The organism is Alteriqipengyuania triglochinis, assembly GCF_054655655.1.
Window position 1 is genome coordinate 185,255 of sequence record NZ_BAAHNC010000003.1, and the last position, 19,230, is coordinate 204,484.

At 63.7% G+C, this 19,230-nt stretch carries 18 protein-coding genes and 1 pseudogene; 11 read left to right on the forward strand and 8 right to left on the reverse strand.

Going from position 1 to position 19,230, the window contains the following annotated elements:
- Positions 1 to 22 precede the first annotated feature (22 nt).
- Positions 23 to 928 (forward strand): 30S ribosomal protein S6--L-glutamate ligase, encoded by a 906-nt coding sequence (gene rimK / locus ACYQ0L_RS11105; RefSeq protein ID WP_459789263.1) that lies wholly within the window; start codon positions 23 to 25, stop codon positions 926 to 928.
- A 26-nt stretch (positions 929 to 954) separates the two neighbouring features.
- A complete protein-coding gene (locus ACYQ0L_RS11110) occupies positions 955 to 1,449 on the forward strand; it encodes a YbjN domain-containing protein (RefSeq protein WP_459789264.1) in 495 nt (164 codons plus the stop codon).
- A gap of 304 nt (positions 1,450 to 1,753) precedes the next feature.
- Here ACYQ0L_RS11110 and ACYQ0L_RS11115 read toward each other — a convergent pair whose 3' ends face one another.
- The 4 genes from ACYQ0L_RS11115 to rpsF all read right to left on the reverse strand — a co-directional run bounded on the left by ACYQ0L_RS11115 (position 1,754) and on the right by rpsF (position 4,651).
- Entirely contained in the window at positions 1,754 to 3,190 is a 1,437-nt protein-coding gene (locus tag ACYQ0L_RS11115) for an AMP nucleosidase (protein ID WP_459789266.1), read from the reverse strand.
- Between the two features lie 161 nt (positions 3,191 to 3,351).
- Positions 3,352 to 4,041: a 50S ribosomal protein L9 gene (gene rplI, locus ACYQ0L_RS11120; RefSeq protein ID WP_459789267.1), complete on the reverse strand. Its 690-nt coding sequence runs from the start codon at positions 4,039 to 4,041 to the stop codon at positions 3,352 to 3,354.
- Positions 4,042 to 4,055: 14 nt separating this feature from the next.
- The gene (gene rpsR / locus ACYQ0L_RS11125) at positions 4,056 to 4,280 is read right to left on the reverse strand and encodes a 30S ribosomal protein S18 (protein ID WP_010240048.1); all 225 of its coding nucleotides are present in this window, start codon (positions 4,278 to 4,280) and stop codon (positions 4,056 to 4,058) included.
- On the reverse strand, positions 4,280 to 4,651 hold the full coding sequence (gene rpsF / locus ACYQ0L_RS11130) for a 30S ribosomal protein S6 (protein ID WP_459789268.1): 372 nt from the start codon (positions 4,649 to 4,651) through the stop codon (positions 4,280 to 4,282). Before rpsF ends, rpsR begins: the two co-directional genes overlap by 1 nt.
- A gap of 224 nt (positions 4,652 to 4,875) precedes the next feature.
- Between rpsF and ACYQ0L_RS11135 the strand changes: the two genes are divergently transcribed.
- On the forward strand, positions 4,876 to 5,838 hold the full coding sequence (locus ACYQ0L_RS11135) for a DUF808 domain-containing protein (RefSeq protein WP_459789269.1): 963 nt from the start codon (positions 4,876 to 4,878) through the stop codon (positions 5,836 to 5,838).
- Here ACYQ0L_RS11135 and ACYQ0L_RS11140 read toward each other — a convergent pair.
- Positions 5,835 to 6,125 (reverse strand): hypothetical protein, encoded by a 291-nt coding sequence (locus ACYQ0L_RS11140; RefSeq protein ID WP_459789270.1) that lies wholly within the window; start codon positions 6,123 to 6,125, stop codon positions 5,835 to 5,837. The two genes, ACYQ0L_RS11135 and ACYQ0L_RS11140, sit on opposite strands and share 4 nt — an antisense overlap.
- The gene (locus ACYQ0L_RS11145) at positions 6,122 to 7,552 is read right to left on the reverse strand and encodes a Mur ligase family protein (protein ID WP_459789271.1); all 1,431 of its coding nucleotides are present in this window, start codon (positions 7,550 to 7,552) and stop codon (positions 6,122 to 6,124) included. Before ACYQ0L_RS11145 ends, ACYQ0L_RS11140 begins: the two co-directional genes overlap by 4 nt.
- Positions 7,553 to 7,703: 151 nt before the next feature.
- On the opposite strand from ACYQ0L_RS11145, the gene ACYQ0L_RS11150 reads away from it, so the two are divergent.
- The 4 genes from ACYQ0L_RS11150 (at position 7,704) to dnaN (ending at position 11,606) form a co-directional block, all read left to right on the forward strand.
- A complete protein-coding gene (locus tag ACYQ0L_RS11150) occupies positions 7,704 to 8,534 on the forward strand; it encodes an LD-carboxypeptidase (RefSeq protein WP_459789272.1) in 831 nt (276 codons plus the stop codon).
- A 25-nt stretch (positions 8,535 to 8,559) separates the two neighbouring features.
- Positions 8,560 to 9,498 carry an ACP S-malonyltransferase gene (fabD, locus tag ACYQ0L_RS11155; RefSeq protein ID WP_459789274.1) on the forward strand — a complete coding sequence of 313 codons (939 nt, stop codon included), beginning with the start codon at positions 8,560 to 8,562 and terminating at the stop codon, positions 9,496 to 9,498.
- The gene (fabG, locus tag ACYQ0L_RS11160) at positions 9,498 to 10,250 is read left to right on the forward strand and encodes a 3-oxoacyl-[acyl-carrier-protein] reductase (protein WP_459789275.1); all 753 of its coding nucleotides are present in this window, start codon (positions 9,498 to 9,500) and stop codon (positions 10,248 to 10,250) included. The genes fabD and fabG overlap by 1 nt, the downstream gene beginning before the upstream one ends.
- Positions 10,251 to 10,478: 228 nt before the next feature.
- Positions 10,479 to 11,606, forward strand: a complete 1,128-nt coding sequence (gene dnaN, locus ACYQ0L_RS11165) for a DNA polymerase III subunit beta (RefSeq protein ID WP_459789277.1) — start codon at positions 10,479 to 10,481, stop codon at positions 11,604 to 11,606.
- A 213-nt stretch (positions 11,607 to 11,819) separates the two neighbouring features.
- Here dnaN and ACYQ0L_RS11170 read toward each other — a convergent pair whose 3' ends face one another.
- Positions 11,820 to 12,737 carry an alpha/beta fold hydrolase gene (locus ACYQ0L_RS11170; protein ID WP_459789278.1) on the reverse strand — a complete coding sequence of 306 codons (918 nt, stop codon included), beginning with the start codon at positions 12,735 to 12,737 and terminating at the stop codon, positions 11,820 to 11,822.
- Positions 12,738 to 13,236: 499 nt separating this feature from the next.
- Between ACYQ0L_RS11170 and ACYQ0L_RS11175 the strand changes: the two genes are divergently transcribed.
- The 4 genes and pseudogenes from ACYQ0L_RS11175 to ACYQ0L_RS11190 all read left to right on the forward strand — a co-directional run.
- The gene (locus tag ACYQ0L_RS11175) at positions 13,237 to 15,672 is read left to right on the forward strand and encodes an EAL domain-containing protein (protein ID WP_459789279.1); all 2,436 of its coding nucleotides are present in this window, start codon (positions 13,237 to 13,239) and stop codon (positions 15,670 to 15,672) included.
- A gap of 84 nt (positions 15,673 to 15,756) precedes the next feature.
- Positions 15,757 to 17,592: a translation elongation factor 4 gene (gene lepA / locus ACYQ0L_RS11180; protein WP_459789281.1), complete on the forward strand. Its 1,836-nt coding sequence runs from the start codon at positions 15,757 to 15,759 to the stop codon at positions 17,590 to 17,592.
- 90 nt (positions 17,593 to 17,682) lie between these two features.
- Positions 17,683 to 17,988: a DUF6481 family protein gene (locus tag ACYQ0L_RS11185; protein WP_459789282.1), complete on the forward strand. Its 306-nt coding sequence runs from the start codon at positions 17,683 to 17,685 to the stop codon at positions 17,986 to 17,988.
- Between the two features lie 3 nt (positions 17,989 to 17,991).
- A pseudogene (locus ACYQ0L_RS11190) lies at positions 17,992 to 18,182 on the forward strand (hypothetical protein); the annotation flags it as partial.
- A 33-nt stretch (positions 18,183 to 18,215) separates the two neighbouring features.
- On the opposite strand, the gene ACYQ0L_RS11195 reads toward ACYQ0L_RS11190, so the two are convergent.
- The gene (locus ACYQ0L_RS11195; RefSeq protein ID WP_459789283.1) at positions 18,216 to 19,229 is read right to left on the reverse strand and encodes a CHAT domain-containing protein; all 1,014 of its coding nucleotides are present in this window, start codon (positions 19,227 to 19,229) and stop codon (positions 18,216 to 18,218) included.
- Between the last annotated feature and the right edge of the window lies 1 nt (position 19,230).

Below are 19,230 nucleotides of genomic sequence, written 5' to 3' on the forward strand. Positions count from 1 at the left end.
TCCGGCCCAGAAGGACCAAGTTGTGAAAATTGCGCTGCTTGCCCGCAACCCGAACCTCTATTCGCACAAACGGCTCATAGAGGCGGCGGAGGAGCGCGGTCACGAAATCGTCTGGCTCAACACGTTGCGCTGCACGGTGCACATCGCGAGCCACAAGCCCGAGGTGTTCTACGACGGCGAGCCTGCGGAGGGCTTCGATGCGATCATCCCGCGCATCGGCGCTTCGGTCACCAATTACGGCCTCGCGATCCTGCGCCAGTTCGAGATGCGCGGCTGCTGGTCGCTGAACGAGAGCGTCGCGATCGGCCGTAGCCGCGACAAGCTGCGTTCGATGCAGATCTTCGCCAAGCACGGTCTTGGCCTGCCGCTGACCGCCTATGCCAATGATCCCAAAAAGGCGGAGGAGATCATCCGCGCGGTGAAGGGCCCGCCGGTGGTCATCAAGCTGCTCGAGGGTACGCAGGGCATCGGCGTGGTGCTGGCGGACTCGATGTCCTCGGCCAAGTCGGTGATCGAGGCGTTTCGTGGTGCGAACGTGAACATTCTGGTGCAGGAGTTCATCAAAGAAGCGGGCGGCACGGATATCCGCGCACTGGTGATCGGCGGCAAGGTGGTCGCGGCGATGAAACGCACCGGCGCGGCGGATGATTTCCGCTCCAACCTGCACCGTGGCGGCAGCGCCCAGCTGATCAAGATCACGCCAGAGGAACGCAGTACTGCGGTGCGTGCGGCCAAGCGCATGGGGCTGAACGTATGCGGAGTCGACATGCTGCGGTCCAACCACGGGCCGGTGATCATGGAAGTGAATTCGTCACCTGGACTCGAAGGAATCGAGGCGGCGACGGGCAAGGACATCGCCGGGCAGATCATCGATTTTATCGCCGCGAACGCGAAGATCGGCGCGACGAAGACCAAGGGCGCGGGTTAACAACCCGCGCCGGAACGGGAAATTTCATGAGAAAACTGCTTTTGGCAGCCGCCGTGCTGCCGACGATCGTCACACAGGCAGCGGCGCAGAGCCCGCCGACAATGGTCGGCGCGCACGATCCCGCGTCACTCGTATCCGCGCTGGAAATGGGGGGCTACAAGGCGGAGCTGGACGTCGATGGGGATGGGGACCCCACTATACGGACCGAGTTTGCGGGCATGCCTTCGTCAATCGCGTTCTACGGCTGCGACCGGGATCATGCCGGATGCACCTCGCTCATGTTCGTGACCGGGTTCGACCGGGACGAGGAGTGGGATGCAGTGTCGGCGATCGAGGTCAGCAAGAAGGAACGTTTCGCGGCGGTATGGCTCGACGACGAAGGCGATCCGTGGATCTCGTGGGACGTGGTGACGGGCCGCGATGGCGTGCCGGTCGGCACCTTCTCCACTGCGGTTCGCGTTTATGCGGAAACGGTCGACAGGGTGGCGAACCTCGTGTTCGCCGAAGAGCGTGGCGGCTAATCCGGATCGCGAGCGAGATCGCCGTCCAGTCTGAACTTGGATGCCTATCTAGGTTTGTCTGATGGAAGGCCAAACCTCCGGCCCGTCGTCTGCACGAACCCTCCAGGAAAGTCGGCCCCCCTCACTCAAAGACCGGGGGAATGTCACCCGGATGATGGCGCTTGCCGTCTATGGGGTTACCCGCGATCCGGCATGGAACTGGGGCTCCCATGCTACCAGCACGAGTCCCTAGCCCGAAGGGCGTAACTTCTCGGTCAGCGTGTGAGGCAGGTACCAACACCTCCGCCGAGAAGTTGCAGAGACCCTACCTGAACGCAGGCTCGTTGAATGCGCGTAGCTTGCGGCTGTGCAGGCGCGGGCCTTCCTCGCGCAGATGCTTGCACGCCGCGATGCCGATCTGCAGGTGCGCGGCGATCGCCTCTTCGTAGAAGGTGTTGGCCTGCTTGGGCAGCTTGATCTCGCCGTGCAGCGGCTTGTCGCTGACGCATAGCAGCGTGCCGTAGGGCACCCGGAAGCGAAAGCCCTGCGCGGCGATGGTCGCGCTTTCCATGTCGATCGCCACCGCGCGGCTCAGCGAGAAGCGCTTGGCCGAGAGCGCATAGCGCAGTTCCCAGTTGCGATCGTCGGTCGTCACCACTGTGCCGGTGCGCAGCCGCTGCTTCAGATCGCTGCCCTGTTGGCCAGAAACCTCTTCCGCAGCTGCGGCCAGTGCCTGCTGCACTTCGGCAATCGCCGGCAGCGGGATTTCGGGCGGGAGGACCGGGTCGAGCACGTGGTCGTCGCGCAGGTAGGCATGGGCGAGTACATAGTCTCCGATCTTCTGGCTCGCACGCAGCCCGCCGCAGTGGCCGATCATCAGCCACGCCTCGGGCCGCAGCACCGCCAGATGATCGCAAATCGTCTTCGCATTGCTGGGGCCGACGCCGATATTAACCAGCGTGATCCCGTCGCCGTTTTCTCCAATCAGGTGGTAGGCGGGCATCTGGTGCCGCCGCCAGGCCGCGTCGGACAGCTGCGACTTCGCGTCCTGCGTCGGCTCAGTCAGGTAGAGCCCTCCAGGACCGGCGAGGGCGTTGCACCCGTCTTCGCCCAGCCTCGCGCCCGCCCAGTCGACGAATTCGTCGACATAACGGTGGTAGTTGGTGAACAGGACGAAACGCTGGAAATGCTCGGGGTCGGTGCCGGTATAGTGCGCCAGCCGTGCAAGACTGAAATCGGTGCGCAGGCCATCGAACAGCGACAGCGGGATCATCGCGTCGGGATCGTCCAGCTCAATCCCGTCGGCCAGCTCGTCGCCGATATCGGCGAGGTCGGTATGCGGGAAATGGCGCGCGATTTCCTGCGGCGTGATGCCCGCGAGCTTCGCGGCGGTCTCGCCGTCGAGAACGTAGGGGAAGGGAATTTCCTGGTCCGAGGGCTGAACGTCCAGCCGGATCGGATAATCGCTCTCGATCAGTTCCAGCTGCGCGCGCAGGTAGTTGCGGAACAGCGCCGGGCGCGTGACCGTGGTGGCGTAGATGCCCGCCTGAGCGAGGCGCCCGAAGGCGCGGCTGCGCGAATCCTGCGGCTCGCTGCCGTCGTAATGGAGCAGCAGGCGCGGGTAGGTATAGCGGCCCTTGCGCGCACTCGCGGTGGGCAGCGCGCCGTTTTCCGCATAGGTGAGGATATCGGCCCGCAGGGCATCGATGGCGGTGTTGTACTGCGCTTCGAGCGCATCGAGAGCTTGGTCTATCGTCATCATTGTCACCGCGTCCTAGCTTGCGGACGGGGCGGGGCCAAGCGGGGAAGATTGCGGCCGGGCCCGTCGGTCATTTCCCCGAACGCTGACGGTGCCAAAAGAAAAGGCCGCTCGCATCGGGTGATGCAAGCGGCCCTTCGTCGTTCCTGGCTGGAAGCCGAGGCTTATTCGCCCTGCGGCGTGACCTCGTCCGAGCTCGTGTCCGGCTCGGTCGCTTCGATCAGCGATTCGGTGGTCGACTGGTCTTCCGGCGTGCTCACGCCGTCTTCCATCAGCTCGGCAGGGATTTCGCCCGGCTCGAGGTTCGGGTCGGTCTGGTTGGCAGCCGCCGCTTCCTCGATTTCCTTCTGTTCGTCTTCGAACATCTGGGCGAGAACGTCGATGCCCTGGCTCTGCAGTTCGGCTTCGTCGTCCGAACGGGCGACGTTGGCCTTCACCGTCACGTGCACCTCGGGGTGCAGGGCGACGGTGACATCGTGCATGCCGATCGTCTTGATCGGGCTACCCATGACGACCTGACGCTTGTCGACTTCGTGGCCCTGGGCTTCGAGGCCCGCCACGATGTCGCGCACGTTGACCGAACCGTACAGCTGGCCGGCATTCGACGAAGCGCGGATCAGGACGATTTCTGCACCGGCGATCTTCTCGCCAGACTTTTCAGCGTCGCCGCGGCGTTCCGCGTTTTCCTTTTCGAGGCGTTCGCGGTTGGCTTCGAACACCTTCTTGTTGGCGGCGTTGGCGCGCAGCGCCTTCTTCTGCGGAAGCAGGAAGTTGCGGGCGTAACCGTCCTTGACGGTCACGACGTCGCCGATGGAACCGAGGTTGCCGATACGTTCGAGGAGGATGATATCCATGTGTCTCGCTCCTCTTACTTCACGACGTAGGGAAGAAGGCCGATGTGGCGCGCGCGCTTGATCGCCTTGGCGAGTTCACGCTGCTTCTTCGCGCTGACGGCGGTGATGCGGCTGGGGACGATCTTGCCACGCTCGGACATGAAGCCCTGCAGCAGGCGCACGTCCTTGTAGTCGATGACCGGTGCGTTCTTGCCCGAGAACGGGCAGGTCTTGCGGCGGCGGAAAAACGGGCGGGCCATTATTCGTCTCCCCGATCCGAGCGCTCACGGCGCTTCTTGGAATCGCGTTCGTTCTTGCGCATCATCGCCGAGGGGCCTTCCTCGTGCTCGTCCACGCGGATGGTCATGTAGCGGATGACGTCTTCGTTGATGCGGGTCTGGCGCTCCAGCTCGGCAACCATGCTGCCGGGGCCTTCCACGTTCAGCAGCACGAAGTGCGCCTTGCGGTTGCGGTCGATCTTGTAGGCGAGGTTCTTAAGGCCCCAGGTCTCCGTCTTGGTGACCTTGCCTTCATTCGACTCGATGATTTCGGTAGCTTGCGCTGCCAGAGCGTCGACCTGCGACTGGCTCAAATCCTGGCGCGCAAGGAAAATGTGCTCGTAAAGAGCCATCCCTTGTCCTTTCACGTTGCTGCCGATCGCTGGCTTGTCCGTCCGGATGACGGGGCCCCTCCGGCTTTCTTGGTTTCCCCACTGCCAGCCGTCGCTGACAGCAGGGAAGCGGGGCACATAGCTGGATTGGGGAATAATGCAAGGCTTCGCTTGGCGCCCGTGCGGTGCCAAAGAAGGCTCTGCTGCGTTGGCGTGGCATACGCACAATGTGAGAAGGAATTGCAATGCCCGGTGGTCTCGCCGCTTTACTCGACGACGTATCGATCATCGCGCGCGCGGCGGCGTCATCTGTCGACGATGTCGCGGCGGCCGCGGGCCGTGCAGGGTCGAAGACTGCGGGCGTGGTGATCGACGATGCGGCAGTGACGCCAAGCTATGTCACCGGCTTCAGCCCGGCGCGCGAACTCCCGATCATCGGGAAGATCGCGGTCGGCAGCATCAAGAACAAGCTACTGATATTATTGCCCGGTGCCTTGCTGCTCAGCGAGTTCCTGCCGCAGGCGATCGTCTTCATCCTGATGCTGGGTGGCTGCTACCTTTCCTACGAGGGTGCGGAAAAGATCATCGAGAAGCTGACCGGCGCGAAGCACGGCGAGACCGTGGAGGCGCCGATCAAGGACGAGAAGGCGTTCGAGAAGAAGCGGGTCGACGGCGCGATCCGCACCGACCTGATCCTGTCGGCGGAAATCATGGCCATCGCGCTGAACGAGGTTGCGGCGGAAACCCTGGTGACGCGCGCGGTCGTGCTGGCACTGGTCGGCCTGGCGGTTACGGTAGGCATTTACGGCGCGGTCGCGCTGATCGTGAAGCTGGACGATATCGGCCTGCACCTCATGAAGAAGCCGGGGGATTTTGCGAAGAAAGTCGGCAAGCTGATGCTCAATGCGATGCCGCATATCCTCACCATCCTGTCGGTCGTGGGGACCGCCGCGATGCTGTGGGTCGGCGGCGGGATCATCCTGCACGGCACGCACGAACTGGGCTTCCACACGCTTTATGATGCGAGCCACGGGCTGGAACATGCGGTGGAGAGCACCACCGGGGCGCTGGGCGGCATCCTTGGCTGGGTCGCCTATGCCGCTGCTTCGGCGTTACTCGGCCTGGTGCTGGGTGCGATCATCTTTCTGGTGCTACACAAGGTCTTCGGGCTTGGGCATGAAAAGGAAGAAGGCGAGGGCGCGCACTAGCGGCCTTTCCAAGGCTCCTTCGTCAGGTCCGTCCCGCAGCGGCCGCAGACCCTGTTGGGCCAAGGCAGCATCAGGACGCCGCGATAGAAGAACAGGTTCTTGCGACAATTCGGGCAGTTGAAGCCGAGGATGCCGATATTTGCCATGAACAGGCCGAAGATGACGATCGCGAAGGCGATGCTCGAATGGCCGATCCACGCATCGACCGCGATGATGAAAAGGAAGCCTATCCCCACCCCGACAAGCATCTTAAGCGCGTGGCGGCGGGCGCGTTCGTAGACGCTCACCCGAGCCGCTCCAGAATGTCGCGCGCAAACACGCTCAGCGTATCGTCTCGCGCGCCCATGACCGCGATGCGGTCGCCGGACCTGGCATTTGCAACCAGCCAGTCGCCGCAGCCTTCGCGGGTGTTGATGCACATCGCTTTTCCGCCGTGCTTGGCGATCAGATCGACGATCCGTTCGCTGCCTTCGGAGCGGTCGACCGTACCGCCGAAATAGACCGGGTCGCACAACAGCGTGACGTCTTCGGGGCCGAGTTCGCGGGCGAAGGTCTCGGCCAGTTCGGCGCCCATCTGCTTCAACGGCCCGTAGCCATGCGGCTGGAAGAACGCGAGCACGCGGCCCGGATGCGACTTGAGCGTGCGCAAGGTCGCCGCCGCTTTCTCCGGGTTGTGGCCGAAGTCGTCGATCACCGTCACGCCCGATGGCGAGGTGCCGACGATGTCGAACCGGCGTGCGAGCCCCTTGAACTCGGCCAGCCGGGCAACCGCGTCGGCCACCGGCACGCCGGCCGCATTCGCGCCCGCAATCGCGGCGAGCGCATTCGAAAGGTTGTGCCGCCCCGGCAGGTTGAGTGTCAGCGCATGCTGGGTATCGTCGCGTTTGTCGTGGACCATCGCGGCCTGCCGTGTCGGCCCCTCGGCGATACTGCCGTCCACGATGCCGAGCGCGGCGCAGCCATTGGTCACACCGAAGGTCAGCGGCGCATTGGCATGCGCGACCAGCCGGAAAGCTTCCTCGTCATCGGCATTCACAACGCCGCGCTCCGACGCCTCGAGGAAATCGCCGAATAGCTGGCGCAGTTCGTCCATGCTCTTGTGGTCGAGCGAAACGTTCAACAGGATGCCCACCGCGGGCTTGTATTGCGCGATCGACCCGTCGCTCTCGTCCACTTCGGACACATACAGGTCCGCATCGCCGACCACTGCGCTGGCGAAGGGGCGGTTCTCGGACACGAAGTTCTTCATCACCGCGCCGTTCATGATCGTTGGGTTCTTGCCCGCATGGTGCAAAATCCAACCGAGCATGCCGGTCACGGTCGACTTGCCGCTGGTGCCCGCGATGGCCACGCCGGTTTCGGCAGCGTTGAACAGTGCCGCGTTCAGGTCTGCGCGGGTCAGGCGCGGGAGCTCCAGCTCTCTCGCTCGGACCATTTCGGGCACGGTGTCTTCCACCGCCGCGCTGGCCACCAGCACCTGCTCAGGCCGGTCGATCCCGCTGCCGTCCTGCGGGAAGAGCTGGAAACCCTGCGCTTCGAGTGCGGCGAATTTCTCTGGCGTGCGTCCTTGGTCGAAGCTGCGGTCCGACCCGGCTACCTCCGCCCCGCGCCCCTTCAGGATCGCCGCGAGCGGCTGCATCCCCGATCCGCCGATCCCGCAGAAGAACCAGGGGCGGGCGGTCAGGTCGGCGGTGGGATCGGGAAGGTCGGTCATGAGGTGAGCACTATTGGCAATCCTTCTTCCCGTCACCCCCCGTGCAGGCGGGGGTGACGCTCTTTGTCGTATCGAACTGCAAGAGGAAGCGGGATCCCCCCCCCCCCTGCGCGGGGATGACGGGGTAGGGGAAGCGGGGTAGGGTGCGCCCATGACACGCATCGCCATTTGCGCGCCCGCCACCGCGATCACGCCCGCCCATGCCGAGGCGATCGAGCAGCTGGTCGCCGAGGAATTTCCCGAGCACAGCGTTTATGTGCACCCGCAATGCTTCGAGAGCTGGGGGCATTTCGCCGGGACCGACCTGCAGCGTCTGACCGCGCTGCTCGAATGCGCCAACGATCCTCAGTATGACGCGGTTTGGTTCGCCAAAGGCGGTTACGGCTCCAACCGGATCGCGCAGGCGGCGGTCGCGCAGATGAACGATGCCGCGCGGCAGAAGACCTATGTCGGCTTTTCGGACATGGGCTACATGCTTGCCGCGCTCTACCGCGCAGGGATCGGCCAGCCGGTCCACGGTTCCATGCCCGTCAGCGCGCGCAGCGAGCGTGGGCGCGAGGCCGTGCGCCGCGTGCTGCGCTGGTTCTCGGGCGATGGCAGCGGGCTGGAGCCGAGCCTCGACGGCAAGACGCCTACGGTGGCGTTCAACCTCATCACGCTGGCGATGATGGTCGACACGCCAATGCTGCCCGATCTTTCGGGCCACGTGGTGATGGTCGAGGAGGTGAGCGAGCATCTCTATGCGGTCGACCGGCTGTTCTTCAGCCTGTCCAACACCCTGCCGCGGGTCGCGGGGCTGAGGCTGGGCGCGGTCACCAACGTGCCCGAGAACGACCGCGAATTCGGCATGAGCGCAGAGGAAATCGCGCAGTTCTGGTGCGCGCGCGCGGGCATTCCCTATCTAGGGCGGGCGGAGATCGGCCATACGGCGGACAACCGGATCGTCCCCTTCGGCCTTGCCAGTCCGGCGCGCGGTTCCTAGGCCCCCGGGCCATAAGGAGATTTAGATGAGAGCTTTTATTTTCCCCGGGCAGGGGAGCCAGAAGGTTGGTATGGGTGCCGACCTCGCCGACGCCAGCGCCGCCGCGCGCGAGACTTTTCAGGAAGTCGACGACGCGCTGAACCAGAAGCTGTCCGCGATGATGCGCGACGGACCGGATGCGGAACTCACGCTCACTTCCAACGCGCAGCCCGCGATCATGGCCAATGCCATCGCCACGCTGCGCGTGCTGGAAAAGGACTTCGGCATGAAGCTGAAGGACGCCGGCAGCTGCGTCGCGGGCCACTCGCTCGGCGAATATACCGCGCTGTGTGCGGTCAACGCCTTCTCGCTGGGTGAGACCGCCAAGCTGTTGCGCCTGCGCGGCATTTCGATGCAGGACGCGGTGCCCATCGGCGTCGGCGGGATGGCCGCGCTGCTCGGCTCGGACATCGAGACCGCGCAAAAGCTGGCGGACGAAGCGGCGCAGGGCCAGGTGTGCGAGATCGCGAACGACAATGATCCCTCGCAGGTCGTCCTCTCCGGCCATGCCGAAGCGATCGCTCGCGTGCTCGAAATGGCGAAGGATTTCGGCGTGAAGCGCGCCGTGCGCATCCAGGTGTCCGCGCCTTTCCACTGTTCGCTTATGAAGCCTGCCGCACAGCGGATGAGCATCGCGCTGAAGGACAACGGCCCCTCGGCAATGGATCTGCCGCTCTACGCCAATGTCACTGCTGCGAAAGTCGCCGACTCGGCCGCAGAGCAGGAGCTGCTGGTCGAGCAGATCACCGGCCGCGTGCGCTGGCGCGAAAGCGTGCTCGCGATGCGCGCCGATGGTGTCGAGCATTTCGTGGAGCTGGGCGGCAAGGTGCTTGGCCCGATGGTCAGCCGCACCGACAAGGAAGCCAAGGTTTCCAGCTGCATCACGATGGAAGACCTCGAAGCACTGGCGAAGGAGCTCGTCTGATGTTCTCACTCGAAGGAAAGACCGCGCTGGTGACCGGCGCGAGTGGCGGGATCGGATCGTCGATCGCGAAGGCGCTGGCGTCGCAGGGCGCACGGCTCGCGCTGTCGGGCTCGAACGGCGACAAGCTGCGCGCCTTTCGCGAGCAGTTGCAGGACGAGGTCGGCGGCGACCATGTCGAGATTACCTGCGACCTGTCGAACCCGCAGAGTGTCGAGGAACTGGTGCCCGCAACCATCGACACGCTCGGCAAGCTCGATATCCTCGTCAACAACGCCGGCATCACGCGTGACAATCTCGCCATGCGAATGAAGGACGAAGAGTGGGATCAGGTGATCCGCATCAACCTCGAAGCTGCCTTCCGCCTGATGCGCGCTGCTGCCCGCCCGATGATGAAGGCGCGTTCGGGGCGTATCGTCTCGATCACCAGCGTTGTCGGCGCGACCGGCAATCCGGGGCAGATGAACTACACCGCGGCGAAGGCAGGCCTCACCGGCATGTCGAAAAGCCTTGCGCAGGAACTCGCCAGCCGGGGCATCACCGTCAACTGCGTCGCCCCCGGGTTCATCCGCACCGCGATGACCGATGCGCTGGACGACAAGCAGAAAGCCGCGATCAACGGCCGCATTCCGGCGGGCCGGATGGGCGAGGGCGACGAGATCGGCGCCGCAGTCGCCTACCTCGCCAGCGACGAAGCCGCCTACGTCACCGGGCAGACGCTGCACGTCAACGGCGGCATGGCGATGCTGAGCTGACGGCTGACATAACGGGCGCAAGGGTGTGACAAACGTGCTTCAAAGGCAGCTACCGCTGGCCTAAGCGCATTCAACGCCTTATCCCCAGCCTTTCCGGCAGACTCGCGCTTGTCGCTTGCCCCTAAGTGCAGGCGCGATAAGGAAACCGGATAAGATTTCTCGCGCCCGGGCAGACTCGAGGGGGAGTCGCGCCCACCCATCAGCGCTTATGAGACGAGAGAAGGACCGATGAAGGCCACCATCGAACGCGCAACGCTGCTCCGCTGCCTGTCACACGTGCAGTCGGTGGTGGAGCGCCGCAACACCATCCCGATCCTGAGCAACGTCCTTATCGATGCCGATGAGGGCGGCGGGGTGAAGGTCATGGCGACCGACCTCGATCTGCAGGTCGTCGAAACCATGACCGCAGCCAGCGTGGAAAGCGGCGGGGCGATCACCGTTTCGGCGCACCTGCTGTTCGACATCGCCCGAAAGCTGCCCGATGGCAGCCAGGTGAGCCTCGAGACGGCGGACAACCGGATGACGGTGAAGGCGGGGCGCAGCCGCTTCCAGCTGCCCACCCTGCCACGCGACGACTTCCCCGTGATCGTTGAGGGCGAGCTGCCGACCAGTTTCGAACTGCCCGCGCGCGAGCTGGCCGAACTGATCGACCGCACCCGCTTCGCGATCAGCACCGAAGAAACCCGCTACTACCTCAACGGTATCTTCCTGCACGTCTCCGACGAGGCGCGTCCGGTGCTGAAAGCTGCGGCGACCGACGGCCACCGGCTGGCGCGCTACACGATCGACCGGCCGGAAGGCGCGGCGGGTATGCCCGACGTCATCGTGCCGCGAAAGGCCGTGGCCGAATTGCGCAAGCTGCTGGAAGAGGCGCTCGATTCGAACGTCCAGATCGATCTTTCGGCGAGCAAGATCCGCTTCGCGCTGGGTGGCGAGGGCGGCGTTGTGCTGACCAGCAAGCTGATCGATGGCACCTTCCCCGATTACAGCCGCGTGATCCCGACGGGCAACGACAAGCTGCTGAAGCTCGATCCCAAGAGCTTCTACGACGGCGTCGATCGCGTGGCGACCATCGCCACGGAGAAGACCCGCGCGGTGAAGATGGGCCTCGATGCGGACAAGGTGACGCTGTCGGTGACCAGCCCCGACAACGGCACTGCGGCCGAAGAGATCGCGGCGGAATACAAGTCGGACGGGTTCGAGATCGGCTTCAACGCCAACTACCTCAAGGACATCCTGAACCAGATCGATTCTGACATCGTCGAACTGCATCTGGCGGATGCGGGCTCGCCCACGCTGATCCGGCGCGACGAGAACAGCCCCGCGCTCTACGTCCTCATGCCGATGCGGGTGTAACGCCCAACCGGACGACTCTCGGGTACTTGGGGGAGCCGAAGGAGTGCCATCGGGGTGGCGGAAGCTCTGCCTCGGTGGTTCTGCACCTCTTCTCCTCGTCCCGCCCGCCGGATAGCCTTCTGTCGCGACGGATCGCCGCCGACGGTCGCGTTGACGAGATGGGTTGCGAATCGACTGCACGAAACGGCCGCCAGGCCGCTCGGCTATCGCGGGTCAGGTTTCGGGTGCGTCCAGAAAGTCCCGCAGCACGCGAATCGCCTTTTTCGGATGGGTCATCAGGAACAGGTGGCCGGCATCCTCGAACACCTCCAGACGCGCATCGGGAAGGGTGTTCGCCAGCAGCCGCCCGTTGGACAGCGGCACGATCGGGTCGTTTTCTCCCATCATCACCAGCACCGGCTTGTCGAGGAAGGGCAGGGCAGGAAGCGACGTCCAGCCTGCCAACGCCATCAGCTGGTAGAGGTAACCAGTCGTGCTGGGGGGCGAGATATTGCCGATGGAATTGCGGGCCAGCTTGCGCTCGTCCGCATTGTCCATCGCGGTCAGGTATTCGCGCAGCAGCATCTCGTTGATGGCCGAGTAGGGATCGGCCATCTGCGCCAGCATTTGCGGATCACCCGGAATCATCATCATGCCGGGGGACGTCGCCGCCAGCACGACCCGGCGCACCTGGGCGCAGTGCTGTAGTGCAAATTGCTGCGCCATCGCGCCGCCCCAGCTCATTCCCATCACATCGACCCGGTCGAGCCCGAACCGCTCGAGCAGCGCGCGTGCCGTCCAGCTCATGGTGACGGGATTGTAGGGCAGCAGGGGATCGGGCGACTCGCCCGTGCCCGGCATGTCGAACATGATGAAGCCGCGCTCCGTGAGAGCTTCGGCCAGCGGGGCGACCGCTTCGATGTTCGCGCCGATCCCGTTGAAGAACAGCAGTGGCGGGTGTTCGGACGCCTGATCGAGTCGCCAGCGCGCCACCCGCAGTTCGAAGCCGTCAACCTTTTCGAACGAGATCTCCGCGCTCAACGGGGCGCCAGGTTCGCCGCTTTGCACCGGCTTCCGCCGGCCATTTCCGGCGGCCGCGCCGAACAGCCCCCAGCCCGGCATGGAAAGGTCGAAGTCACCGCGCCAGATCATGCCGAAGTCCTTGAAAAGCGGTGTATTCTGGCAAGGGCGCCGTGTCGTGGCGCGCGGTACACGTACGACGATCCCGCTCCGCAGTGACATCCATACCGGTCATTGCGCGATGATGGCGATTGCTGGTCGCGAGCACAAGCAATAGCAGCAGGATCGGACCGTCCGGAGGCGCGCGTTAAGGCAAAAGTAGGCACGTCGCTTCATCCTTTTCCATTGTCTGCATGGCATGGGTATCCGCATGAGCGCACGCGAGCAGTCAATACGGGTGAGGCAATCCGCAGCAGCGGGAGAGCCCGAAAGAAAGCGAGGACGCACGTCCCGTGCCCCAACCGCGCCCCCCGTGCGTGCGGCTCCGGCCGGCGCTGGACATTCCGAGTCGCAGATTTCCGAGTACCATACGCGGACCCTCCCCGCACAATGGCCGATGCTTGCGGTCGTGCTTTTGCTGACGGCCGGGGGTTGTGCTGCGATCAATCAGAGCCTTCCGACGCTCCCTGCGTTGAGCGCGTTCCTCGGTGCCGGTCTGCTTTTCTCGCTCTCGCGGATGGTGAAGCAGCGCGGATCGGTGCGCCGGGTCTCGGTCCTGAGCGTTTTCGGCCTCGCTCCGCACCTGCTGGTCGGTTTCGGGTTCGCCAACTGGATGGGCCATGGCGGACTTCCGCCGGTTCTCGCTGTGGCCTCGCTCCTCGTGATCGGCAGCATGGCGACGGTTTTCCTCGGAGGTCGCCCGTTCCACATGCTGTTCGTCAAGCTCGGCCTGTGGGCCCCGTTGGCGTTCGGAGGCGTCGTATCGGGCGACATCATGGTTGGCATCGCTTTCGCGGCGGGCAGCCTCGCGCTTGTTGCGATCGCTTACTACCAAGGCTATTTCAACCGCAGAGACGCGGCGGAGGACGAGGCGCAGGAGCGGCTGCGCAACCGCTCCATCGACATCATGCAAGATTACGAGGCGACCGGCCAGGGATGGTTCTGGGAGACCGACGCCAATGGCCGCATCGCCTACATTTCGGAAGAGTTCGCCCGCCGCTACGGCTTCGATCACGACGAGCTGATGGGCAAGATCTTCACGAACGTGTTCGAGGTCGATCCCGAAGACTGCGAAGCCGAGCGCACGATCAAGTTTCACTTCACCGCGCAATCGCCATTTCATGAATTGCCCGTGAAAGGGGAAGATCGCGATGGCGAAGGCTCCGTCTGGTGGGCGGTCAACGGGCGGCCGATATTCGACAAGTCCGGAAATTATTGCGGGTTCCGCGGCTCGGGCACCGATCTGACCGAGCGTCGGCGCAGCGCCGAGCGTGCCTCGCGCCTTGCGCTGTTCGATTCGCTGACGGGTCTCGCCAACCGCCACTCGCTTTCGCAGATGCTGTCCAAGCTGCTCACGCATCCCGACGCACGCAAACGCCAGTGCACCATTCTGATGCTCGATCTCGACCGGTTCAAGCATGTGAACGATACCTTCGGTCACCCGACGGGCGATGCGTTGCTCGCCCAAGTGGGGCGACGTCTCGAAAAGGTCGTCGGATCGCTCGGCACGGTCGGCCGGATCGGCGGCGACGAATTCCAGGTCGTCGTTCCCTACAGGTGCGAGGCGGTGACGATCGAAAGCCTCGGGCGTGACATTATTCACAGCCTTTCGCAGCCCTACTCGATCGACGGCAAGCGGCTCGTCATCGGGGTTTCGGTGGGGATCGCACTCGCTCCCGATCATGGCGGGACGAGCGAACGGGTGATCCGCAGCGCAGATCTTGCGCTCTATGCGGCAAAAGATGCGGGGCGGGGGCGCTTCCGGCTGTTTTCGGACGACCTTCACGTGGCCGCGCGCGAACGAAACCAGCTGGAGGAGGAGCTCCGCGTTGCGATCGACAACGGTAGTCTTCAGCTGCACTATCAGCCTGTGGTCGATACCGCGACCGAGGAGATTTCGGGCTTCGAGGCGCTGCTTCGCTGGAAACATCCCAAACAGGGCTGGATCAGCCCGGAAAAGTTCATCCCGGTGGCCGAAGACGCCGGTCTGATCGCGGCGATCGGCGAATGGGCGATCCAGCAGGCGTGTACCGATCTTGCGCGCTGGCCGGAAAAAGTGCGCTGCGCCGTCAACGTTTCGCCCTTGCAGTTCGCCGACCCCGGCCTGCCCGCGATGGTCGCGCGAACGATCGCCCGGGCGGGCATCGAGCCGTCGCGGCTGGAGCTGGAGATTACCGAAAGCGTGTTCCTCAACGACGACGAGGGCACCGATGCGACCTTCGCCGCGCTCAAAAAGGTGGGGGTGCGGCTGGCGCTCGACGATTTCGGCACCGGCTATTCCTCGCTCGGCTATCTCAAGAATGCGCCGTTCGACAAGATCAAGATCGACCAGGGTTTCGTGCGGGGGGCCACCGCGCCGGGCAGCCGCAACGGGGCGATCATCGCCGCGATCAGCAGCCTCGCGAGTGCGCTGGGCATGGACACCACGGCAGAGGGTGTCGAAACGCTGGACGAACTGGAACTGGTCCGGATGCACGGGTGCAGCCATATCCAGGGCTACATCTACTCCAAGCCGCTTTCGACCGAGGAGGCCGACGAGCTTCTGTCCCGGGGGCTGTCGGTCGATGCCACCGGTCCGCGCCTCTCGCGCGAGCCGCGCAAGGCCATGCTGCGCCGCGTAGTGCTGCAGCACGGCGAGGATTTCTACAACGGAACGGTGCGCAATATCTCGCCGAAGGGGGCAATGATCGAGGGCCTGTGGAATGTGCCGATCGGCACGCGCTTCCGCATTGCGCTCAGCGAGCGGCTGGCCGTCGATAGCGAAGTGCGCTGGTGCATAGAAAACCGCATCGGGGTGCAGTTCGACGAGGCACTGCGCCACGACCAGCGCGGCTTTCTCGAAGGGCAGGTGCCCAATATCGACCGCAACAAGCGGGCCGAGAGCCCAAGCGAGCGCCGCAGCGCCTGAACGTGGCGGTCCTGCACAGGGCAAATCGTGCAGGCCGTCAAACATGCTGACAGACGCCCGCCCCGAGTCTATTGCGGCGCGATAATGACTGACCTTTCCAAGATCCGCAATTTCAGCATCATCGCCCACATCGACCACGGGAAGAGCACGCTCGCCGACCGGCTGATCCAGCTCACCGGCGGGCTGACCGAGCGGGAGATGAGCGAGCAGCTGCTCGACAACATGGATATCGAGCGCGAGCGGGGCATCACCATCAAGGCGCAGACCGTGCGCCTCAACTATACCGCTTCCGATGGCGAGACCTACCAGCTCAACTTGATGGACACGCCCGGCCATGTCGACTTCGCCTACGAGGTCAGCCGCAGCCTCGCCGCGTGCGAGGGGGCGCTGCTGGTGGTCGACGCGGCGCAGGGGGTGGAGGCGCAGACGCTCGCCAATGTCTACCAGTCGATCGAGCATGACCACGAAATCCTGCCCGTTATCAACAAGATAGACCTGCCCGCGGCCGAGCCCGAGCGGGTCGCCGAGGAGGTCGAGGAGATCGTCGGCATCCAGGCCACCGGTACCTGGCAGAACGGCGGCGCGGTGCTCACCAGCGCCAAATCCGGCATCGGTGTGGAGGACGTGCTCGAGGCGATCGTTGCCCGCATCCCCCCGCCGCAGGGCGACCGCGACGCGCCGCTCAAGGCCAGCCTCGTCGACTCTTGGTACGACCCCTATCTCGGCGTCGTCATCCTCGTGCGCGTGATCGACGGCGTCCTGAAAAAGGGTCTCAACGTCAAGTTCATGCAGGGCGGCACGCAGCACCTGATCGACCGCGTCGGCGCCTTCACCCCCAAGCGCATCGACCTGGCCGAGATCGGGCCGGGCGAGATCGGCTTCATCACCGCGCAGATCAAGGAGGTGGAGCAGGCCCGCGTCGGCGACACCATCACCACGGTCAAGAACGGCGCGACCAAGGCACTGCCCGGCTATCGCGAGCCGCAGCCGGTGGTGTTCTGCGGGCTGTTCCCCGTCGACGCCGCCGATTTCGACAAGCTGCGCGAGAGCATCGCGCGCCTGCGCCTCAACGATGCCAGCTTCACCTTCGAGACCGAAAGCTCCGCCGCGCTGGGCTTCGGCTTCCGCTGCGGGTTCCTCGGCCTGCTGCACCTCGAGATCATCCAGGAACGGCTCAGCCGCGAATACGACCTCGACCTGATCACCACCGCGCCATCGGTCGTCTACCGCATCCACCTCGGCAAATCGAAGACCGAGGATGCCAAGGTGATCGAGCTGCACAACCCGGCCGACTATCCCGACCCCAACCGGATCGAGGTGATCGAGGAACCGTGGATCAAGGCGGTGATCTACACCCCCGACGAATATCTCGGCAGCATCCTCAAGCTGTGTCAGGACCGGCGCGGCATCCAGACCGACCTGACCTACGTGGGCGGCCGCGCACAGGTGACCTACGAGCTGCCGCTGAACGAGGTGGTGTTCGACTTCTACGACCGGCTGAAGAGCATCAGCCGCGGCTATGCCTCCTTCGATTACGAGCAGATCGGCCTGCGCGAAGGCGACCTCGTGAAGATGAACATCCTCGTCAACAACGAGCCGGTCGACGCCCTGTCGCTGATCGTCCACCGCGGCGTCGCCGAAGAGCGCGGCCGCGGCATGTGCGAACGCCTGAAAGACCTGATCCCGCGCCACCTGTTCAAGATCCCGATCCAGGCCGCGATCGGCGGCAAGGTGATCGCCCGCGAGACCATCGCCGCGCTGCGCAAGGACGTGACCGCCAAATGCTACGGCGGCGACATCAGCCGCAAGAAGAAGCTGCTGGAGAAGCAGAAGAAGGGCAAGGCCCGGATGCGCGAGTACGGGAATGTGAGCATCCCGCAGGAGGCGTTTATTGCCGCGCTGCGGATGGGGGAGGAGTAGGCACCCGCCTGCTTGCCCCCTCGCTCCCTTACCCGATACTCACCCCTGCCGGCGTGCGCGCCGGCCCGATGAAGGATAACAACACCCGCTATGGCAGGTTTTAAAGTACCCACGTTCCAGGAACGCGCCGACCAGGCGCAAGCGCACCGTGAAAAGGCGCTGAAGAAGCTGGCCGCGAAGAAGCCGATGGACCCCGAAGAGGTCGCCCGTCGCAAGGCGAAGCAGGAAGAGCGCGCCGCCGCCGCCGCCGAAAAGAGCGCTGCCCGCAAGGCCGCCATTGCCGAGGCCAAGGCGGAAAAGGAAGCCGCCGCCAACGTGCCCGAGCCCACCGAGGCCGAGCTGAAAGAGGCGCGCGACGCCAAGTATGCTGCCCGCAAGAAGCGGAAGAAGGGGTAGGGGCGCGGTCAGCTCTCGGCGAGGGACGGCGGCGGCGACATCAGCCGCAAGAAGAAGCTGCTCGACAAGCAGAAGAAGGGCAAGGCCCGGATGCGCGAGCGCCGGTAGGGCGGCCTGTCCCCGCGAAGGCGGGGAGGAATGTGAGCATTCCGCAGGAGGCGTTTATCGCTGCGCTGCGGATGGGGGAAGAGTGAAGAGAACTTTTGCGAAGGTTGAAAACCTTCTGGTCAGCTTACAAGGGGCCTAGTCCGGACGCCCGAATTTCTGCTAATTAGAGTGGGAAGATCGGAATCTGTATAACCCTTAGACTTGATACTCAACTTTCCCTGTTTGACAGCGGTCTCGAGCTCTACCCCAGAACTGATGGATTTGTAGAACCTTACCGAAAATTCCGAGGCTGCATCGTCGTCGATCGAGTCAGCCATTGCGATTACAAAGTCGGTGGTTTCTAGGAACTTATCTGCACCCTCGACGGTGTCACAAGCCATCAGGATCAGGCCTTTGGGCTTAAAATCGACAGCATCGAGAAGGTCAGCGACGGTATCAAAATCTAGAACAGTCCCACCGGTTTCTCCGATATTCTCATTATCGAAAAGAAGAGTTTCGTCACCACCATGACCCGAAAAATGAACCAAGTGGGGCTTGAACTTGTTAAGTGCATCGATCAGGTCGTCGAAACTTGGCGCGAGAAATGGCATGAGCTCGATCTTGCTCGCGAAGGATGACGCCTCGATTGCCTTTTTGACCTGCTTTGCTTCCTGAAGTGTGTTCAGCGTTGAAGCCGGTTCTGGATTGGTAACAAGGTAAGCTACCCGTAGCATCTTTTTTGGTGCCTTTGGTGAACTTCTCCGCGCTTTCGTTGTTCGTACAAAGGAAGTTGGCGTGCTGAGTTCGGGGCGACGCGTCGTCGCCATCTTCTCGAGCTTCTTCGGGTCTGCAACTAATCTGAGGATGCGCTGTTTGTGATGCTGGTAAAATGAAAGTGTCCGGTACGCTGTATCATCTTCGGCCTTCGTTTGTTCCGCTAGCCCACTTTCAACCAAATACTTTCCATGAGTGAGCACGGTCTTTCGGTCTAGACCTGTCTTGTCAGCGATCTCTTGGACGGTCTTAATGCGTTTTTTGTGGAAATATACGGCCTCAAAGACCGTCAACCGAGGCTTTGACCGGCCTAATGCTCTGACTGCCCGTTCGATGTTTTCTTCAGTATTAGAGCCAGTGTCAGAAACGGAAATCGTCATA